Origin of the sequence: Pseudomonas sp. BN411 (assembly GCF_029871235.1) — a bacterium.
GTDB lineage: Bacteria > Pseudomonadota > Gammaproteobacteria > Pseudomonadales > Pseudomonadaceae > Metapseudomonas.
In genome coordinates, this window is sequence record NZ_SSOM01000065.1 from 197,493 (window position 1) to 215,418 (window position 17,926).

A 17,926-nucleotide genomic window follows, 5' to 3' on the forward strand; every position below is an offset into this window, starting at 1 on the left:
GACTCTGCCTTATAACGTAGTTGACCAGCAGCGCCAAATGCGGTCATGGCAGGTGACAAAAAAAGGCAGTTAGTGGCTTGGATGGGGATGTGGAGGTTTGCGGCTAGAGGTGGGGCTTGCTCTAGAGGCAGTGCCTTGCTGTTCAGCAATGGCGGGCGTTCAACCCGCCGCCGGAACATATGAGGAAACTGGCACGTGTCCTGCTTTGGGGAGAGCAGGCGCGTTGCCTACTCAATTGAGGATCAATAAATGAAGGCACAAAAAGGTTTTACTCTGATTGAATTGATGATTGTCGTAGCGATCATCGGCATCCTGGCTGCAATTGCTTTGCCGGCCTATCAGAACTACACCCGTAAAGCGGCGTATAGTGAAGTGGTTGGCGCCATTGCTCCCTATAAGTTGGCGGTCGAAGAGTGTTATCAGGCTACCTCGGATGTTGCTCAGTGCGATGCTGGTAGCAACGGCGTCCCAACGGCAATTACTGCGTCTAGCAATGCCAATGCCCTGGTGAATGCTGTTAACGTCACTAACGGTGCGATTCAGGTCACTCCTAAGGCGCTGCGCGGTATTACTACTAACGATACTTGCACCTGGACCCCCGCTGTTAACACTGCTACTGGTGGCGGTGCTCTGACCAACCTGATTTGGACTGCAAGCGGCAATTGCGTGACCAATGGTTGGGTGCGTGCAAACTGATAATCCCTTATTAATTGAGGGGGCTAATAAAACGGTTGGTGCAATTGCATATAGCCTAAGGCAACGCTCTGTATAAGCAGAGCGTTGTTTTTTTGCAGCGCATCGTTTAGAAGCTGTTGACTCGAAGGACGGGCTGGATGCGGGCGGAACGTGTGCGTTGCGTAGTGCTTGTAGTTTGCTTTGGTATTTTACTGGCTATTGCCTGGCCATTTTTAGATAATCCTTTAGTATTTGATGATCATTATTTCTTTGTTTCTGTAAACTTTCATGGACTTATGGATGGAGGGGTAAATGTTGCTCCTCGCGTGTGGGTTTTGAAGACGTTGGCGCTTTCCTACTCTTGGGCTGGTGGGAGTATTGAGTGGTTGCGTTTGTCTAATCTTTTTCTCCATTTTTGTACCGCTATAGTTCTTTACTTCTTTGCGATTCGATTGCTGGAAGATTTCGACAATGTCGACACCGATCAGTCGCTGAGCCATGGCAATGCCGCACTGTTGGCGTCCCTGTTTTTTCTCTTTCATCCCCTGGCAATTTTTACACAGGGATACTTAGTTCAAAGAACCATCCTTTGCGCAACGTTGTTTTCTTTGTTGAGCCTTTTCGCGTTTTGGCATGGTTTATCACGCGGGCGCTTTGCGCTTTGGGCGTCCTGTGTTTTATTTGCCGTCGCGATATACGCGAAGGAACATGCGGTAATGCTTCCTGCTGGGGCCTTCTTGCTGATGGTATTGCATCGGCGCAGTGGGTTGGTGCAAGGCGTCAAGTTGAAAGAAGCTATAGCGGCTATCTTCTTGCAGGGAATGATAGCATTTGTGGTCGTGCTGCAAGTTAGAGGGATAATAGGCCAGTCGTATGAGCCGCTGACAGAAGAGATTTTGGCGGATCAAGATTTTCTAAGTAGAGATGGTCTCTTCTTGTCTAGTGTCTTGAATCAGGCCTGCTTGTTTTTTAAGTATCTTGCGCTCTGGATTATTCCTGATCCATTGAGTATTTCAATTGATATGCGCGAAAGCTTTCCAGTGGGAATTTCTTTGTCGCTGTTGGGCGGAGTGCTGTTTTTTGGAGGGGTGGGGGGCGTTTGTCTGGCGCTTCTCCTGCGTGGAGGGAAGAAGGGGCTTGTCGGTTGGTTGTTGCTGTTGCCGCTTGTGTTGTTTGTGACTGAGTTCTCTGCGGTGCGCTTACAGGAACCATTTGTAATTTATCGAAGCTATCTATGGTTTCCTACTCTATTTGTGGTTTTTGCGCTGGCTTTGCGTCGGCTTAGCTATAAATTGCTCTTTGTTTTGGTTTCAGTGCTTGTTGTTACATATTTGGGGCTGTCAATAGATAGACTGAAAACATTATCTGACTCCTATTTGGTTTGGAGTGAGGCTGCTCAGTTGCTTGAGCGGCAGGGGCGTGATGTGGGGGTTTTTGGTCAATATCGAATCTATTATAATTTAGGTAATTCTCTAAGTAGGGCGGGAAGGCCTGATCTTGCATTGGAAAGTTATTCTCGTGCTATAGAGTATAAGCCGAGCTATGCGTTTGCCTATAGTCAGCGCGGCTCTATTTATTTAAAGATGCGTAAGTGGGATATTGCTCGTGCTGAGTTTGATAAAGCTATCAAGTTAAAGCTGGACTATATTCCCGCTTATTTTGGGCGAATTGAAGCGTTGGATAAATTAGGCGAGATTGAGGAGGCGGAAAAGACTCGTCAAATAGCCTGTGCTCTTGGGGCTGAGAAGGCTTGTGGCGGATGATTGCTTTGTCTTTCGGTAGGTGATAGCTTGCAGCCCGCCGCCGGTGTAGCTCAGTCGGTAGAGCAGCTCATTCGTAATGAGAAGGTCGGGGGTTCGATTCCTCTTACCGGCACCATGATCCAAACAAAAAGCCCCGCAATTGCGGGGCTTTTTGTTGTCTGGCGTTTGGTTCAGAGGCTGAGTCGCATCGAGAGGTCGATGGCCTTGACGTCTTTTGTCAGGGTGCCGATGGAGACGTAGTCGACACCCGTTTCGGCGATGGTGCGCAGGGTGGTTTCGTTGACGCCGCCGGAGGCTTCTAGCTTGGCGCTGCCGTTGGTGAGGGTGACGGCGGTGCGCATGTCGTCGAGGCTGAGTTCGTCGAGCATGATGATGTCGGCGCCAGCGTCGAGGGCCTGCTGGAGTTCGTCCAGGCTCTCCACTTCCACTTCCACCGGCTTGCCGGGCGCGATGCGGTGGGCGGCTTCGATGGCCTGGGCGATGCCGCCGGAGGCCGCGATGTGGTTTTCCTTGATGAGGAAGGCATCGTAGAGGCCGATGCGGTGGTTGTGGCCGCCGCCGCAGGTCACAGCGTACTTCTGGGCCAGGCGCAGGCCGGGCAGGGTCTTGCGGGTGTCGAGGAGTTTTACCTGGGTGCCCTTCACCATTTCCATGTAGTGGCCGACGCGGGTGGCGACGCCCGACAGGCACTGGAGGAAGTTCAGCGCGCTGCGCTCGCCGCTGAGCAGGGCGCGGGCCGGGCCTTCGAGGTGGAAGAGTGCCTGGTTGGCCTCAGCACGAGCACCGTCCTGCACCTGCCACTCGACTTTCACGCGTGGATCGATCTGCCGGAATACTTCATTTACCCAAGCGGTGCCGCTGATGATGGCCGCCTCACGGGTGATCACGGTGGCGCGGGCCTGGCGATCCTCGGGGATGAGTTGGGCGGTGATGTCGCCACTGCCGATGTCTTCCTGGAGGGCGGTACGTACGTTGGCCTCGATTTCAGCGGTGAGGTCAGCGAGGAGAAGGTTGGGCATGGTGGGCTCCGCAGGCAGGAAGGCGGCGATTATAAAGGCTGCCGACGGTCGGTGCAGCGCCGGGGAACAAGCGGTTCGTGCTTTCTGCTAGATACTGATGAGTGCGTCCGGTGTGCTGTGCGTCGGTCGGTCGAAATCCCTGCATCTGTGACTTGATTCATGTCTGTAGGAAATCTCCGCTTGGTTGTCACAGCATCATCCATATAATGACATCGGAAATTTCTATTTTTGACGCCAGATGCTTGACGTTATGGATGACTCCCCATGTTCGAATTGCGGTCCGATAAACCCTTCGGAAGGGTCCGGCCTGCGGGAGGCTCATGATGCAGACCGACGCTAAGGTGGTGCCGCTGAACAAGGGGGCCACCCAGCAATCGCCAACCTCACCGGTAGGAAGGCTGCCCGTGGCCTTGATCCAGGTGCGTGACAAAGTGGCATTGCAGCTGAAGCAGGCGCTTCAGGTGCTGTTCGACAATGCGGACGACACCCTCTTCGAGATGGCGGACCGTGCCACCAGCAACGCCGAGCAGAACGCCTTCTTCGAGGCGATGCGCGACCTTCGCCTCAAGCGCAAGAGCATCGAGCGGACCTTCCTGCAGAAGGTCTTCGAGTCATTTTCTTCCCTTAATCAATATGAAATAGGCGCAGCTCCGAAGCTGGACGCGGTGTCTTTCGACAGCCTGTCCCTGGTGCAGAACGACGAACTAGAAGAAGTCGTGGCTCTGGACGCCATGGTGGCCAAGGTCGTCAATCGCGATGGCATCGCCCTCGGCCACCTCACGGCGCGTTTCAACACCCTTGTCAGCAAGAAGATCGAAGACAAGAGCAACCCGCTGGGTCCGCGCCTGCTGTGCGAGACGTTCCTCGACGCCTGCCGCAGCCTGGGCGTGGAGATCAAGGTCAAGCTGATCATTCTCAAGCTGTTCGAGAAGTACGTCCTTACGGAACTCGACCAGGTTTACGCTGAAGCCAACCAGTTGCTGGTCACTGCCGGCGTGCTCCCGGAGTTGCGCTCTGCACCGGCCCGACGCCAGCCGGAGCGTTCCAGCACTGCCGGGAGCCCGGCCCAACCGCACTCCCAACCCCAGGTTGGCACTGCAGCAAGCGCTGGCCAGGTTTCCGAAGAAGGTGTGCAGGAAGTCTTCGGCGTGCTCCAGGGCCTGCTGTCCCAGGTACGTGGCAGCAGTGTGTTGCCGCGCCGGGATTATCCGGCCGATGCGGTACCGGTCAGTAGCCTCGACCTGATGCGTCTTCTTTCGCACCTGCAGCAGCACCTGCCGCAGCAGCACAATGATGACTACGACCTGCGTCTGAGCCTCGACCAACTGCTCACTCGTGCCAGCGCCCGCAGTGGCCGGGCGCGGGTGGTGGGGCAGGTGGACGATGACGTCATCAACCTGGTGTCCATGCTTTTCGAGTTCATCCTCGACGACCGCACCCTGCCGGATTCGCTCAAGGCCCTGATCGGCCGGATGCAGATTCCGATGCTCAAGGTCGCCTTGCTGGACAAGACCTTTTTCAGCCGCGGCAGTCACCCGGCTCGCCGTCTGCTCAACGAGATTGCCTCCGCCGCCCTGGGTTGGGTGGAACAGGATGACGCCCAGCGCGACAGCCTTTACCACCGTATCGAACAGGTGGTGCAGCGTCTGCTGAACGATTTCGTCGATGACCCGACGATCTTCTCCGATCTCCTCTCCGAGTTCCTCGCCTATACCGGCGATGAGCGTCGTCGCAGCGAATTGCTGGAGCAGCGCACCCGCGATGCCGAAGAGGGCCGCGCCAAGGCCGAACTGGCTCGCCGGCAGGTAGAAGAAGCGCTCAACCAGCGCCTGCTCGGCCGTACCTTGCCGGAAGTGGTGGTGCGCCTGCTGCAGGAGGCCTGGAGCAAGGTCATGCTGCTGACCTGCCTCAAGCACGGCGTGGAGTCGGCCGAATGGCAGTCCGCCCAGCAGACCATGGATGACCTGATCTGGAGCGTGGAACCCCACGAGGCGCCAGAGGCGCGTGCCCGCCTTTTGGAGCTGGTGCCGGGGCTGCTCAAGTCCCTGCGCGAGGGGCTGGCCAGCGCTGCGTTCGATCCGTTCTCCACCAGCGAATTCTTCAGCCAGCTGGAAGCGCTGCACGTTCAGGCCTTCCAGCGGTTCCGCAAACCCGAGCCGGTGGAAGTACTCGCCAACGACGGCCTGGAATCTCCGCCCCTGCTGCTCGACCTGCCGGACGAGGAAGAGGTGGAGGAGGAAGCGATGCCGGCCATGGTCGCAGTGGTCGAGGAGATCGTCCTGGTCTCTCCCGGCGAGACGCAGGTGCAGGAACCCGAGAACTGCCTCGCGGATGATGAAGAAGCACTCGGCTTCGTCGACAACCTGCGAGTCGGCAGCTGGGTCGAATTCCAGGAAGACGAAGAGCACAAGCTGCGTTGCAAGCTGGCGGCGCTGATCAAGCCCACCGGCAAGTACATCTTCGTCAATCGCACCGGCATGAAGGTGCTGGAAAAGACCCGTATGAGCCTGGCCGTGGAGTTCCGTCGCCAAGCCATCCGGTTGCTGGACGATGCCTTGCTGTTCGATCGCGCGCTGGAGTCGGTGATCGGCAACCTGCGTCGGCTCAAGGGGGCTTGAGCCGACGCAAAGGGCCGACAGTGAATCGTTGGGCTTCGCTTCGCTCTGCGCCAACCTACGGGGCTTCTGCACACCCGCTTTTGTAGGTTGCGGTAGAGCGAAGCGAAACCCAACATGACCATGCCTCTACCCTGCGCGTTGGGCTTCGCAGAGTTCAGCCTACGGATGTCAGCTGTTGCTCGCCTCTCGCTAAAATGGCTCCACTGCGCCTAAAGTGGGCAGCAGACCAAGGAGCCGACATGCAGCTGGACCCCGCATCCGGTTGGTGCCAGGGCATCAGCCAATGCCCATCGCCCAACTTCAATAGTCGCCCGCAGGGGGAAGTGTCCCTGCTGGTGATCCACAACATCAGCCTGCCGCCCGCCCAGTTCGGCACGGGCAAGGTGCAGGAGTTCTTCCAGAACCGCCTCGACCCCAGCGAACATCCCTATTTCGAAGGCATCCGCGATCTCAAGGTGTCCGCACATTTCCTGATCGAACGCGATGGCGCCGTCACCCAATTCGTTTCCTGCCAGGAGCGTGCATGGCATGCCGGCGTGTCCCTGTTCGAAGGGCGGGAGAACTGCAATGACTTTTCCTTGGGGATAGAGCTGGAAGGCACCGATGACCTGGCGTTCACGGAACCTCAGTACGCTTCGCTGATCGCATTGGTAGAGCAGCTGCGGCTTGCCTATCCGGCCATCACGCCTGAACGCATCTGCGGCCATAGTGACATCGCTCCCGGGCGCAAGACCGACCCGGGGCCGGCGTTTGATTGGGAGCGTTTGCGGGCTGCGCTCAAACAATAGGAACAAGGAGGGACCCATGTATTTTCTGGTGTTGTTGCTGGTGCTCTGGATCGAGAAGTTCTCCGCTTGGCGCCGGCATATCCAGCAGGATGGTTTCTGGCTGAGGGAACTGGCCAAGGCCGAGGCCAATCCGCGTATGAACGAGCGCCCCTGGGCGATCCTGGGGCTGCTGGTGCTGTTGCCCCTGGTGCTGCTTGCGCTGGTGCTTCTGGCCCTGGAGCCCATTGCCTATGGCTGGCTGGCGCTGCCGGTGCACCTGCTGGTGATCATCTACAGCCTTGGCCGTGGCGACGTGCTGGCCGATATCGGTCCCTTCCGCGATGCCTGGCGACGCGGAGATACCCAGGGCGCCTACCATGTCGCCGAGCGCGATCTCGGGCTGGAAGCGGATGAGGGCAGCGACCTCCTGCAACAAGTGCAGGGCTACCAGCTGTGGCAGGCCTATCAGGGCTTTTTCGCCGTGATCTTCTGGTACGCGCTGCTCGGTCCGGTGGCGGCATTGGCCTACCGCTTGCTCGCCCTCGCCTCGGAGAATGCCTCCGCGCCCGCTCTGCGCGAGCAAGCCGAAATGATCCGTCATGCCTTCGATTGGTTGCCGGTGCGAGTATTGGCGGCCAGTTTCTCGCTGGTGGGCAATTTCGTCGGTGTCAGCAGGGTGCTGCTGCATGAGCTGCTGAGCTGGGAGATTTCGGCGCGACGCTACATCGAGCTGGCTGGCCGTGCTGCTGCCGAATTGCCGGAGCCCACCACTGGTGACCTGGGTGTCGCAACCCTGGACGCCCTCTGGCAATTGCTGGTTCGTGCCGCCGTGGTCTGGTACGCCGGCTTCGCCGTCTGGGCCCTATTCTTCTGATCCCCACCTTTCGCCCGCCCGTGCCACCGCCGGGCGGGTCCCGCCTCGATTAACCTTTAGTTACAGAAACTCCTGCCGATATCGGGTACACAGATGAGCGCGCCAGAATTTTCTGACTTAGCTCACAGAATCATCTGACTGAGTCTGACGGCCGCCTTGCAGCGTGGGGATGCTGCCTGGCCCTGGCTGAGCGCTGTCAGCCGATCAGAGCGCGCCCATAACAATAAATGAGAACAGGAGACGTCTCGTGAAGACCCTGTTGTATCCTGCCATCGCGCTGATGAACCGCCTCAGCTTCGGGATGAAGTTCAGTCTGATCAGTGTTCTGTTCTTCCTGCCGATGTTGATCACCAACTTCTATCTGGTGCGCGACTCCTACCGTCAATTCGTCAGTACCCGCTCCGAACTGCAGAGCCTCGACCTGCTGGGTGCCAGCCTGAACTTGCGCCGCAGCCTGGAGAGCCTCAACGACCTGGTCCTGATCAACTCGATGATCGGCCAGTCCGGCCAGGCCGGGGATCTGGAAAAGCGCATCGTAGCGCTTGAGCAGGAACTGCTCTCGACCCTCCAGGGCCTGGCGCCGGTGGTCTCTGAACCCGAGCAGGTCGAGGCCTTCAACACCAAGCGCGACGAACTGCTCAACGCCCTGCAGACCGCCAAGGGCGAAACCTCGCTGCAGAGCAAGAGCGCGATGATCGAGAAGCTGCTGGGCAATGCCCAGGTCTTCATCAAGTTCGTTGCCGCCCAAGCGGGCCTCAGCCAGGACGACCAGGCCGACGTGCGCCAGATCACCGAGCTGATCACTACAGCCACGCCGCAGGTGACCATGGCCCTCGGCAAGGGCCGCGCCATCGGCGCCTATTCCCTTGGTCAGGGCTTCCTCAACTCGGCCGCCAGCACCAAGCTGGACGACCTGCTGCTGGACCTGGACAAGCTCAACGCCGAGTACGGCCTGAAGATCGCCGATGCCCTGGATGGCAGCCCGCGTGGTCACCAGGCCCTGGACGGCCTGGCCACCGCCAGCCGCGACACCATCAAGCAGAGCGCGTCCCTGTTCGAAGATCAGGTGATCATGGCCGACACCCTCAGCACGCCGTGGCAGCAGTTCTACGACCAGGTCAGCGCCTCGCTGGAGAAGACCTACCAGCTCAACGACGGCTCCCTGGCTTTCCTCAAGGCCGAGCTGGAAAGCCGCCTCGCCGGCAAGCGCGTACAGACCGTTCTGCTGGTCGTAGCGCTGCTGGTGGTGTTCCTCGCCATCGTCTACCTCTACAGCGGTTTCTACGTCTCCACCCGCACCACACTGAAGAGCCTGGGCAAGGTGATGGACCAGGTCGCCGGCGGCGACATGACGGTCAGTTTCCGCGCCGAAAGCCGCGACGAACTGGGCGAATTGGGCCAGGTGTTCAACGGCACCGTGGCGAAGATCCATGACCTGATCGAGTTGGTGGGCCATACCGTGGCGGAAGTGGAACGCCAGGCTGGCCGCGTGGAGCAGGTTTCCGGCGAAAGCAATCAGGCGGTGGCCGGGCAGCGCAGCCAGATCGAACAAGTGGCCACGGCCATGAACCAGATGTCCGCCACCGCGCAGGAGGTCGCGCGCAGCGCCGCTCAGGCGGTGGACAGCGCGCAGAGCGTCAACCAGGAAACCGTCAGTGGCCGCGCACTGGTGGAGTCCCAGCTGGGCAGTATCGAGAAGCTGGCCAGCGAGATCGACCAGTCGGTGAACGTGATCAACCAACTGGCGGCCGACAGCGCTTCCATCAGCCGTGTTCTGGAAGTGATCAAGGGCATTGCCGAGCAGACCAACCTGCTGGCCCTGAACGCCGCCATCGAAGCAGCGCGCGCCGGCGAGCAGGGGCGCGGTTTTGCTGTGGTGGCGGATGAGGTCCGCACCCTGGCCAAGCGTACCCAGCAGTCCACCGAGGAAATCGAGCAGATGATCGTCCGGCTGCAAGGTGGCGTTGGTGCGGCGGTGAAGGCGATGAACACCAGCCACCAGATGGCCGATGGCACCGTCAGCCAGTCCGGCAAGGTGCAGGCGGCGCTGGAGAACATCCTCGGCGCGGTGGGCATGATCGTCGACCAGAACCAGCAGATCGCTGCCGCTGCAGAGCAGCAGACCGCCGTGGCCCACGACATCGACCAGAACATCGTCGAGATCAACCACGCGGGTGAGCGCACCGCATTGGGGGCGAACCAGACCGAGCAGGCGAGCCGCGAGCTGTCCGGCCAGGTGGCTCAGCTCAAGCAGTTGATCGGCGCGTTCCGCGTTTGATGCTCCGAAATGAAAAAGCCCGCCAATCGGCGGGCTTTTTTGTGGGCGGTGTTCGCGTTTCTGTAGGGGCGAATTCAGCAGCGGCCCCGTAGGTTGGTCCGAGCGCAGCGAGGCCCAACGCGCCCGGCATCAACCGCGAAATGTTGGGTTTCGTTCCTCTACCCAACCTACAAATGCCCCCACAAGGCAGAAGCCGCCCCGCCGCGGGGCTACCAACCGAACACCTCGCAGGCATTGCGCGTACTGGCCTCGGCCAGTTCCTCGGGTGTGACACCGCGAATCTCCGCCAGTGCCGCGCAGATGTCCGGCAGGAATTCCGGACTGTTGCGACCGTAAGGGTGCATGGCGGGCGCCATGTCCGGCGAGTCGGTTTCCAGCACGATGTCTTCCAGCGGCAACTGGGCCACCACCTTGCGCAGGCGATTGGCCTGGGGCCAGGTGGGGGCGCCACCGAGGCCGAGGCGGAAGCCCAGCTTGCGGTATTCCTTCGCCTCTTCGACGCTGCCGGCGAAAGCATGGACGATGCCGGGGCGTTTGAGGCGGAAGCGCTTGAGGGTGGCGATCACCGCCGCGTGGCTGCGCCGGACATGGAGCAGGGGCGGCAATTCGAACTCGGCCGCCAGGGTCAACTGAGCTTCGAACAGGTGCTGCTGGGCGTTGCGGTCCAGTTCGGGGACGAAATAGTCCAGGCCGATTTCTCCCACGGCGCAGAGCTTCGGATGGCCTGCATGGCGATCCAGCCACTCGCGTAGCTCGAGCAGATGGTCGTCCCGGTGTTGCGCCAGATAGACCGGATGCAGGCCGAGGGCGGTGTAGAAGCCTTCCTCGGCGTTGGCCATCTCCCAGACCCGCTGCCAGTTGTCGCGGAACACCCCAAGCAGGACCTGGCGCCGTACGCCCAGAGCGCGGCAGCGCGCCAACACCTCAGCGCGGTCGGCGTCGAAGTCGGGGAAGTCCAGGTGGTTGTGGGTATCGATCAGCATGAGCGCCAGCATATACCGCCGGAACCCGCCTGGCATGCCGATTTCCGGGGCTTTCGGGGCGAATTTTCTGGTGCATCCGCTCTGTCTCGGGGCATTGCGCGAGGCCGGTAGAACAAGGCGAAAAAAGTTATTGAACACTCGTTCATGCTTGGCTATGGTGGGGCCAATCGCCGGTTCGCAGATGCAACCACGTGACCCGGATTCCACCATTTGCAATGGGGCCCGAACATGCGTTTCGCTTCGCTTGTGGAGAGAATGGCAGGGCCAGGCACAGCAGCCTGGGATATTCACTACGCGGCCATCGCCGCCCAGCGTGCGGGCGAGGACGTGATAGTCCTCAGCATTGGCGACCCGGATTTCGCCACCCCCGAACCCATCACCAACGCGGCCATCGAAGCCCTTCGGGCCGGCGATACCCATTACTGCGACGTTGCCGGCCGCCCCGAGCTGCGCCAGGCCATTGCCGACCTGCATGGCCGCCTTACCGGTCAGGTGGTGTCGGCGGACAGCGCGATCCTCGTGGCGGGTGCACAGAACGGCCTCTATGCGGCCGCCATGTGCCTGCTGGAGGCGGGCGATGAAGTGATCGTCTTCGATCCGGTCTACGTCACCTACGAAGCCACCCTGAAGGCAACCGGCGCCAATCTGGTACGGGTGCCTTGCCCTGCGGCGGGCGGATTCCGTCCCGACCTGGAGGCTCTGAAGGGCGCCATCAGCGAGCGCACCCGCGCCATCTTCTTCGCCAACCCGAACAACCCGACCGGCGTGGTGCTGAGCACGGAAGAGATGCAGGCCATCGCGGACCTGGCCCGACAGCACGACCTGTGGGTGGTGGTGGACGAGGTCTACGAGAGCCTCACCTTCGAGCAGCCGCATCAATACTTCGCCACCCTGGAAGGCATGCGCGAGCGCACCGTGAGCATCGGCAGCCTGTCCAAGTCCCACGCCATGACCGGCTGGCGCACCGGCTGGGCCGTCGCCAGCCCGGCGCTGGTGGCGCACATCGAGAACCTCGCGCTCAACATGCTCTACGGGCTTCCGGGTTTCGTGCAGGAAGCCGCGCTTGCCGCTGTGCTCGCCTACGACCAGGTGACGGCTGAAATGCGCGAGCTTTACCGGCGCCGTCGCGACCTGGTGGTGGACGCGCTACAGAACTGCGCTCCGCTCAAGGTGCTCAAGCCCGAGGCGGGCATGTTCGTGCTGCTGGATGTGCGGGGTAGCGGGCTGAGCTCCCTGGAATTCGCCTGGCAGCTGTTCCGCGAAACCGGTGTCGCGGTCCTCGATGCCGCCGCCTTTGGCCCCGCCGCCAGCGGTTTCGTGCGGATCTCCTACAGCCTGGGTGAGGAGCAGTTGGCTGATGCCTGTGCGCGCATCCGTCGCTTCGCCTCCACCCTGAAGTCGTCCCCGGTCATCGAGGTCATTACCGCCGCTGCAGCTGGCTCCAGTGCGTCCGGATCGGAGCGGCCGAAAATGGTGGAGGTGGATTCCATCCACAAACGCTTCGGCCAGTTCGAAGTGCTCAAGGGTGTTTCGCTGACCGCTCGGGAGGGCGGCGTCGTCTCCCTGATCGGCGCCAGTGGTTCGGGCAAGAGCACCCTGCTGCGCTGCATCAACATGCTGGAAATTCCCAACCAAGGCACGGTCAAGGTCGACGGGGAGAGCATCCGCCTCACCACCAATCGCATCGGCGAACCCATGGTGGCCGACCAGAAACAACTGACCCGTATCCGCTCGCGGCTCGGCATGGTGTTCCAGAGCTTCAACCTCTGGCCCCACCGCACCGTTCTGGAAAACCTGATCGAAGCGCCGATCCAGGTCCTGCGCGAAACCCGCGCCGAGGCCATCGATCGCGCCGAGGCCCTGCTGGAACGGGTCGGCCTGGCCGCCAAGCGCCACGAATACCCATCATTCCTCTCCGGTGGCCAGCAGCAGCGGGTAGCCATTGCCCGTGCACTCGCCGTGGAGCCCAAGGTGATGCTGTTCGACGAGCCTACCTCGGCGCTCGATCCCGAACTGGTCGGTGAGGTGCTGCGGGTGATCCGCTCCCTGGCCGAAGAGGGGCGCACCATGATCCTGGTCACCCATGAAATGGCCTTCGCCCGCGACGTCTCCAGCCATGTCGCTTTCCTTCACCAGGGACGGATCGAAGAAGAAGGGCCACCCCAGGAGGTCTTCCTGCGGCCGCGCAGCGAGCGCTGCCGGCAGTTCGTCACCGCACACCAGAATCGCTGACTCCGGCCGCCGGTGCGGCCAATTCCACAAGCTCTAACCACAACAACATCAAGCAGGGCGGAAACCATGAAGAAGTCTCAACTGGCACGTTGGATGGCAGGTGCAGTAATGCTCATGGCCGGCGCGGCAGGCGCCCAGGCCGAGACCCTGAAATTCGCGATGGCGGCCGAACCCTACCCGCCGTTTTCCAGCAAACAGCCGGATGGCCAGTGGGCAGGCTTCGAGCCTGATCTGATCCGCGCCCTATGTGCTCAGATGAAGGCCGAGTGCGAGATCGACGAGGTGGCCTGGGACGGGCTGATACCCGCGTTGATGGCGAAGAAGGTCGACGTGATCTTCAACTCCATGTCTGTGACCGAGGAGCGCGAAAAACAGATCGCCTTCAGCCGCGCCTACTACGACACCCCGGTCGCAGTCGCCGCACCTGCAGCGCTGGATTTCGCCGTCACCCCGGAAGGACTCAAGGGCAAGGCGATCGGCGTACAGCTCTCCACCGTGAGTTCCAACTACCTGAAGAAGTACTACGAAGGCATCGCTGACGTGCGCTACTACGACACCCAGGATTCGGTGAACGCCGACCTGGTGGCGGGGCGCATCGACCTGATGATGGCCGACGGCATCGCCGTGAGCGCTTTCATCAAATCCCCCGATGCCCAGGCCGCTGGCATCGAGAACAAGGGAATGGTCCCCTACGACCCGCTGTTCGGCCGCGGTGTTGGGGCCGGCCTGCGCAAGGAAGACACCGCCCTCAAGGCCAAACTCGACGAGGCAATCGGCAAGCTGCTGGCCAGCGAGGACTACAAGACCATCTCCGCCAAGTACTTCGACGTCAGCGTCGCGCCGAAGCAGTGACCTCCGGAGCCATCCCGGCCAGGCCGGGATGGCGCATTTCCGCCTCGATGAGGGCCTGCAATGCAGTCTTACTTTGAACTGGTCGGCTTCGGTGCTCAGGGCTGGGGACCGGCGCTGCTGAAGGGGTTGTGGGTAACCCTGCAGATTTCCGTCGGCGCCTTCCTGGTCGGCATGCTGATCGGCCTGGCCGTCGCCATGGGCAAACTCAATGGCCCGCGCCCCGTGGCGCAACTGATGCGCGGCTACACGACCCTGTGCCGGGCGGTACCCGAGCTGTTGCTGATCCTGTTGCTCTACTACGTCGGTTCGATGGGGCTGAACCAGCTGTTCGCCTGGCTGGGCCACGGCGACGTCAAGCTCAACGGTACCGTGGTGGCGATCGCCGTACTCGGGCTGGTGCAGGGCGCCTACGCCTCGGAAATCTTCCGTGGCGCCATCCAGGCCATCCCCCATGGCCAGATCGAAGCAGCACGCGCGTTTGGCCTGAATGGCTTCAGCCTGTTCCGCCGCGTGACCCTGCCGATCATGGCGCCCAACGCACTGGCGGGCATGGCCAACCTCTGGGTCAACCTGATCAAGGACAGCGCCCTGATCAGCGTGGTGGGCACCAACGAATTGCTCTTCACTGCCAAACAGGCGGCCGGTTCCACTCGCTCCTACCTGACCTTCTATCTCACCGCGGCGGCGTTCTATTACGTGCTGACGGTGCTCTCCAACCTGTTTTCCGGCTGGCTCGAGCGGCGCTTCCGTCGCTGGGCTCCGTCGGTGTGAGTGAGGGCAGGCAATGACCCCTACCTGGATCTTCGACTACGGCAAGTTGCTCCTCAACGGCCTTGGCACCACTTTGCTCATCCTCGTCATTTCCGCCGTGCTGGGCTTCGCCCTGGCACTGCTGGTCGCCCTGGCGCGGATGTCACGCAATCCGCTGCTGGCGGGGACGAGCCTCGCCTACACCAGCGTGATTCGCGGTACGCCGCTGCTGGTGCAGATCTACATCTTCTATTACGGCCTGGGCAGCCTGTTCGCCCAGTTCCCGCTGATCCGTGGCAGCTTTCTCTGGCCCTACCTGCGAGATGGCTTCTGGTACATCGTCATCGCCCTGGTGCTCTCGGTAGGCGCCTACGTCGGGGAGGTGATTCGCGGGGGCATGAAGTCGGTGCCCAGGGGCGAACTGGAGGCCGCCGCTGCCTTCGGCATGCGCCAGCGCCTGGTGCTGTGTCGCGTCTGGCTGCCCAGGGCGATTCGTCTGCTGCTGCCGACGCTGGCCGGTGAATCGGTGATGCTGCTCAAGTCCACGGCGCTGGCTTCAACCGTGGCTGTGGTGGACCTGCTGGGCGCCGCCAACGTGGTGCGTGCCCAAACCTTCCAGATCTACCAGCCGTTGCTGCTGGTGGCGGGCATCTATATCTGCCTGACCTTCATGATCGAGACGGGCTTTGGTCTTGCGGAGCGGCGAAGCATGTTCCGCCGCGCGAATTAGGCGAAGGTGACCTGTCCTGTGGGGGCGAATTCATTCGCTACGTAGGATGGGTTGAGCGAAGCGATACCCATCGATGGTGATGATGGGTATCGCAGGCTCAACCCATCCTACGGGATTGCGTCAGGCATAAGCCCCACGGCGCAGGCTGTCGACCCAGCGGCGGCTGATCTCCAACCCTTCCTCGGCGCTGAAGTTGGCGGGGTTCAGACACCATTCCAGCCACAGGCCGTCGAGCATGGCCGACAGGCCGATGGCTGCCAGGCGTGGCTTGGCGATGGAAAAACCTTCTTCCCTGGCCAGTTCCGAGAGCAGTTGCTCCAGCAGCACCAGGGAGCCGCCGTAGGTGCGTTCGTGGGCTTCGTTCACCTGCGGGGAATGGCGGATCAGGCTCCAGAACACCACCCAGGGGCTGAGCAGGTCGGGGTCGAGGGTGACCGGCGAGAAGTAGCCGGTGAGGAAGGCCTCAAGGCGTGCAGCGGGCGCCGGCCCTGCCGCGTCGATGCGCGCCACCAGTGCCTGGTTGACCTCACTGGCGAGGGTCTCGTAGGCCTGGGCGACCAGGGCGTCGATACTGCCGAAGTAGTGATTGATCAGCCCCAAGGCAACATTGGCTTCCTTGGCGATCCGGCGCACCGAAATGCCGGCATGTCCCTCGGCGACCAGGCAGCGCAGGGCGGCGCGCACCAGATGCTCGCGGCGTTCGTCGGGGTTGGTGCGGGGCTGTCTTTCGCGGGGCGTATCCAAGGGGCGATTTCCTTCGCTCGATGGGCCGGGATAGTACCGCCTGGCTCGATGACAAACCAACCGTCCGGACCGGTCCGGCGACCATGAGGAGACAGGACATGATCGAAGACGTATCGCTCTGCGTGCCAGGGGATTCCGGTGCCATGCTGCGGGTACCGGCCTGGCGCCTGGACAGTGGCAGGCCTGGCCCCAGGGTTCACCTGCAGGCGGGTGTCCACGCCGATGAGATCGCCGGCATGCTGGTGCTGCACAATTTGCTGCCGCGCCTGATCGAAGCAGACGAGAAGGGCCTGCTGCGCGGCTGCGTGACGGTGGTGCCCCAGGCCAATCCGCTGGGCATCGGCCAGTTCCGCCAGGGGCGCATCCTCGGGCGGCTGCATGAGCCCAGCGGCAGGAATTTCAATCGAGGCTTCCCGGAGTCGCTCGCGCAGGCAAGGCCGTTGGGCAACCTGGCGGCCTGGCAGAAGGCGCTGGCGGTGCTCGCGGCGGACGCCGACATCGTCCTCGACCTGCACACGGACGAGCAGGCGCTGCAGTACGTTTACCTGCATCAGTGCTTCTGGCCCGCCGGGCAGGACCTGGCAGCGGCGCTCGGGGCCGAAGTGGCGATCATCTGGGAGGGCGACAGCGATGGCGCCTTCGAGGAAGTGGTGATTGCGCCCTGGCTCGCGGAAGGGCGCTTCGAGGGGCGACTGGTGTCCACCGTCGAGCTGCGCGGCCAAGGGGACGTGAGCGACGCCCTGGCGCTGCAGGATGCCGATGGGATCTACCGCTTCCTCTGTGTCCGCGGGCTGATCGCCGAGCCGGTGCAGTTGCCGTCATGGCAGGGGAGGGCGGTGCCCATCGGGCATATGGAAACGGTCTTCGCGCCCGCATCCGGGGTGCTGGTGTTCGAGCGCGAACTGGGGGATCTGGTCCAGGCGGGAGAGTGTTTCGCGCGCATCGTCGCCGTGCCCGGCGATCCTTCCAGCGAGCATCGGCTGGTGGCGCCTCAGAGCGGGCTGATGGTCACTCGCCATGGCGACCGGTTGATCCAGGCAGGGGCGATTGCCGCCAAGTTCACCGGCTCCGAAGCATCGAGCACCTGGACCTCAGGCGCGCTCGACCCGTAACGCTCATATGTAGGAGCCAGCTTGCTGGCGAAGGGGAGGCTCCGATTCGCGAGCAAGCTCGCTCCTACAACCAGATCGCATCCCAGAAAGGGTAATCCCCCAGCTTCTCCACAAGCCCGGCTCGCAAGGGATTGGCAATGACATAGCGGGCTACCGTCCGCACGTCTTCCTCTCTGCGAAGCGCATGGTCGTGAAAGCCCTTCTGCCAAAGCTGGCCGCTGCTGCGTGCAAGTGCATTCACGCCAATGGCTGAGCGGGACTTCAGTCGTCTTACGTGCTGTTCCAGAGTTCCGGACTGCAGCTGAACGAGCCAATGCAGATGGTCAGGCATCAATACCCAAGCGAGGGTTTCCAGCGAGTGCCCGTCCCGCATGGCGTAAATCTCCCGGGCGACCAGACAGCCGGCACTCCACTTGGTGAACAGGGGCTTCCGGTTATGGGTAACAGTGGTCAGGAGATATATTCGGCCGGGCTCGGAGAAGCGGCCTCTGCGCAGATTCCTTCCTTGATAGCGCATCCATTCAGCTCC

15 protein-coding genes and 1 tRNA gene are annotated in these 17,926 nt (G+C 61.5%); 12 read left to right on the forward strand and 4 right to left on the reverse strand.

Features of this window, described 5'->3' with window-relative positions; all coding sequences use genetic code 11:
- The first annotated feature begins 249 nt into the window (after nucleotides 1-249).
- The 3 genes from E8F06_RS11145 to E8F06_RS11155 all read left to right on the forward strand — a co-directional run bounded on the left by E8F06_RS11145 (nucleotide 250) and on the right by E8F06_RS11155 (nucleotide 2,553).
- The gene (locus E8F06_RS11145) at nucleotides 250-696 is read left to right on the forward strand and encodes a prepilin-type N-terminal cleavage/methylation domain-containing protein (protein ID WP_280367013.1); all 447 of its coding nucleotides are present in this window, start codon (nucleotides 250-252) and stop codon (nucleotides 694-696) included.
- Between the two features lie 137 nt (nucleotides 697-833).
- Nucleotides 834-2,438: a tetratricopeptide repeat protein gene (locus E8F06_RS11150; RefSeq protein ID WP_280367015.1), complete on the forward strand. Its 1,605-nt coding sequence runs from the start codon at nucleotides 834-836 to the stop codon at nucleotides 2,436-2,438.
- A gap of 39 nt (nucleotides 2,439-2,477) precedes the next feature.
- Nucleotides 2,478-2,553: transfer RNA gene (locus E8F06_RS11155), tRNA-Thr, on the forward strand.
- A 55-nt stretch (nucleotides 2,554-2,608) separates the two neighbouring features.
- On the opposite strand, the gene nadC is transcribed toward E8F06_RS11155, so the two are convergent.
- A complete protein-coding gene (gene nadC, locus E8F06_RS11160; RefSeq protein WP_280367018.1) occupies nucleotides 2,609-3,457 on the reverse strand; it encodes a carboxylating nicotinate-nucleotide diphosphorylase in 849 nt (282 codons plus the stop codon).
- Between the two features lie 323 nt (nucleotides 3,458-3,780).
- Here nadC and E8F06_RS11165 point away from each other — a divergent pair, with 323 nt between their 5' ends.
- The 4 genes from E8F06_RS11165 to E8F06_RS11180 all read left to right on the forward strand — a co-directional run bounded on the left by E8F06_RS11165 (nucleotide 3,781) and on the right by E8F06_RS11180 (nucleotide 9,994).
- Nucleotides 3,781-6,075 (forward strand): DUF1631 domain-containing protein, encoded by a 2,295-nt coding sequence (locus E8F06_RS11165; protein WP_280367020.1) that lies wholly within the window; start codon nucleotides 3,781-3,783, stop codon nucleotides 6,073-6,075.
- Between the two features lie 239 nt (nucleotides 6,076-6,314).
- Nucleotides 6,315-6,863 (forward strand): 1,6-anhydro-N-acetylmuramyl-L-alanine amidase AmpD, encoded by a 549-nt coding sequence (gene ampD / locus E8F06_RS11170; RefSeq protein WP_280367023.1) that lies wholly within the window; start codon nucleotides 6,315-6,317, stop codon nucleotides 6,861-6,863.
- 16 nt (nucleotides 6,864-6,879) lie between these two features.
- Entirely contained in the window at nucleotides 6,880-7,716 is an 837-nt protein-coding gene (ampE, locus tag E8F06_RS11175) for a regulatory signaling modulator protein AmpE (protein ID WP_280367026.1), read from the forward strand.
- A gap of 247 nt (nucleotides 7,717-7,963) precedes the next feature.
- Nucleotides 7,964-9,994, forward strand: coding sequence for a methyl-accepting chemotaxis protein (locus tag E8F06_RS11180; protein WP_280367028.1), 2,031 nt, complete (start codon nucleotides 7,964-7,966; stop codon nucleotides 9,992-9,994).
- Nucleotides 9,995-10,203: 209 nt separating this feature from the next.
- Here the strand turns inward: E8F06_RS11180 and E8F06_RS11185 are convergent, their stop codons facing one another.
- Nucleotides 10,204-10,989: a TatD family hydrolase gene (locus E8F06_RS11185; protein ID WP_280367361.1), complete on the reverse strand. Its 786-nt coding sequence runs from the start codon at nucleotides 10,987-10,989 to the stop codon at nucleotides 10,204-10,206.
- A 216-nt stretch (nucleotides 10,990-11,205) separates the two neighbouring features.
- Between E8F06_RS11185 and E8F06_RS11190 the strand changes: the two genes are divergently transcribed.
- From E8F06_RS11190 to E8F06_RS11205, 4 genes are all read left to right on the forward strand, one after another.
- A complete protein-coding gene (locus E8F06_RS11190) occupies nucleotides 11,206-13,209 on the forward strand; it encodes an aminotransferase class I/II-fold pyridoxal phosphate-dependent enzyme (RefSeq protein WP_280367031.1) in 2,004 nt (667 codons plus the stop codon).
- Nucleotides 13,210-13,275: 66 nt separating this feature from the next.
- A complete protein-coding gene (locus E8F06_RS11195; RefSeq protein WP_190827058.1) occupies nucleotides 13,276-14,061 on the forward strand; it encodes a transporter substrate-binding domain-containing protein in 786 nt (261 codons plus the stop codon).
- Between the two features lie 60 nt (nucleotides 14,062-14,121).
- Entirely contained in the window at nucleotides 14,122-14,832 is a 711-nt protein-coding gene (locus E8F06_RS11200) for an ABC transporter permease subunit (RefSeq protein WP_280367033.1), read from the forward strand.
- Between the two features lie 13 nt (nucleotides 14,833-14,845).
- Nucleotides 14,846-15,541 (forward strand): ABC transporter permease subunit, encoded by a 696-nt coding sequence (locus tag E8F06_RS11205; protein WP_151131905.1) that lies wholly within the window; start codon nucleotides 14,846-14,848, stop codon nucleotides 15,539-15,541.
- 120 nt (nucleotides 15,542-15,661) lie between these two features.
- Here the strand turns inward: E8F06_RS11205 and E8F06_RS11210 are convergent, their stop codons facing one another.
- Nucleotides 15,662-16,285 carry a TetR family transcriptional regulator C-terminal domain-containing protein gene (locus tag E8F06_RS11210; RefSeq protein WP_280367035.1) on the reverse strand — a complete coding sequence of 208 codons (624 nt, stop codon included), beginning with the start codon at nucleotides 16,283-16,285 and terminating at the stop codon, nucleotides 15,662-15,664.
- A gap of 98 nt (nucleotides 16,286-16,383) precedes the next feature.
- Here E8F06_RS11210 and E8F06_RS11215 point away from each other — a divergent pair, with 98 nt between their 5' ends.
- The gene (locus E8F06_RS11215; protein ID WP_280367038.1) at nucleotides 16,384-17,397 is read left to right on the forward strand and encodes a succinylglutamate desuccinylase/aspartoacylase family protein; all 1,014 of its coding nucleotides are present in this window, start codon (nucleotides 16,384-16,386) and stop codon (nucleotides 17,395-17,397) included.
- Nucleotides 17,398-17,461: 64 nt separating this feature from the next.
- On the opposite strand, the gene E8F06_RS11220 is transcribed toward E8F06_RS11215, so the two are convergent.
- On the reverse strand, nucleotides 17,462-17,914 hold the full coding sequence (locus E8F06_RS11220) for a transposase (protein WP_280367039.1): 453 nt from the start codon (nucleotides 17,912-17,914) through the stop codon (nucleotides 17,462-17,464).
- Nucleotides 17,915-17,926: the final 12 nt, after the last annotated feature.

Bases quoted from the DNA above. Each gene is read 5' to 3' on its own strand.
- E8F06_RS11185 (WP_280367361.1), bottom strand. From the start codon at position 10,989: ATGCTGGCGCTCATGCTGATCGATACCCACAACCACCTGGACTTCCCC.
- ampD (WP_280367023.1), top strand. From the start codon at position 6,315: ATGCAGCTGGACCCCGCATCCGGTTGGTGCCAGGGCATCAGCCAATGC.
- E8F06_RS11195 (WP_190827058.1), top strand. From the start codon at position 13,276: ATGAAGAAGTCTCAACTGGCACGTTGGATGGCAGGTGCAGTAATGCTC.
- E8F06_RS11205 (WP_151131905.1), top strand. From the start codon at position 14,846: ATGACCCCTACCTGGATCTTCGACTACGGCAAGTTGCTCCTCAACGGC.
- E8F06_RS11150 (WP_280367015.1), top strand. From the start codon at position 834: ATGCGGGCGGAACGTGTGCGTTGCGTAGTGCTTGTAGTTTGCTTTGGT.
- E8F06_RS11215 (WP_280367038.1), top strand. From the start codon at position 16,384: ATGATCGAAGACGTATCGCTCTGCGTGCCAGGGGATTCCGGTGCCATG.
- ampE (WP_280367026.1), top strand. From the start codon at position 6,880: ATGTATTTTCTGGTGTTGTTGCTGGTGCTCTGGATCGAGAAGTTCTCC.
- nadC (WP_280367018.1), bottom strand. From the start codon at position 3,457: ATGCCCAACCTTCTCCTCGCTGACCTCACCGCTGAAATCGAGGCCAAC.
- E8F06_RS11145 (WP_280367013.1), top strand. From the start codon at position 250: ATGAAGGCACAAAAAGGTTTTACTCTGATTGAATTGATGATTGTCGTA.
- E8F06_RS11190 (WP_280367031.1), top strand. From the start codon at position 11,206: ATGCGTTTCGCTTCGCTTGTGGAGAGAATGGCAGGGCCAGGCACAGCA.
- E8F06_RS11165 (WP_280367020.1), top strand. From the start codon at position 3,781: ATGCAGACCGACGCTAAGGTGGTGCCGCTGAACAAGGGGGCCACCCAG.
- E8F06_RS11200 (WP_280367033.1), top strand. From the start codon at position 14,122: ATGCAGTCTTACTTTGAACTGGTCGGCTTCGGTGCTCAGGGCTGGGGA.
- E8F06_RS11220 (WP_280367039.1), bottom strand. From the start codon at position 17,914: ATGCGCTATCAAGGAAGGAATCTGCGCAGAGGCCGCTTCTCCGAGCCC.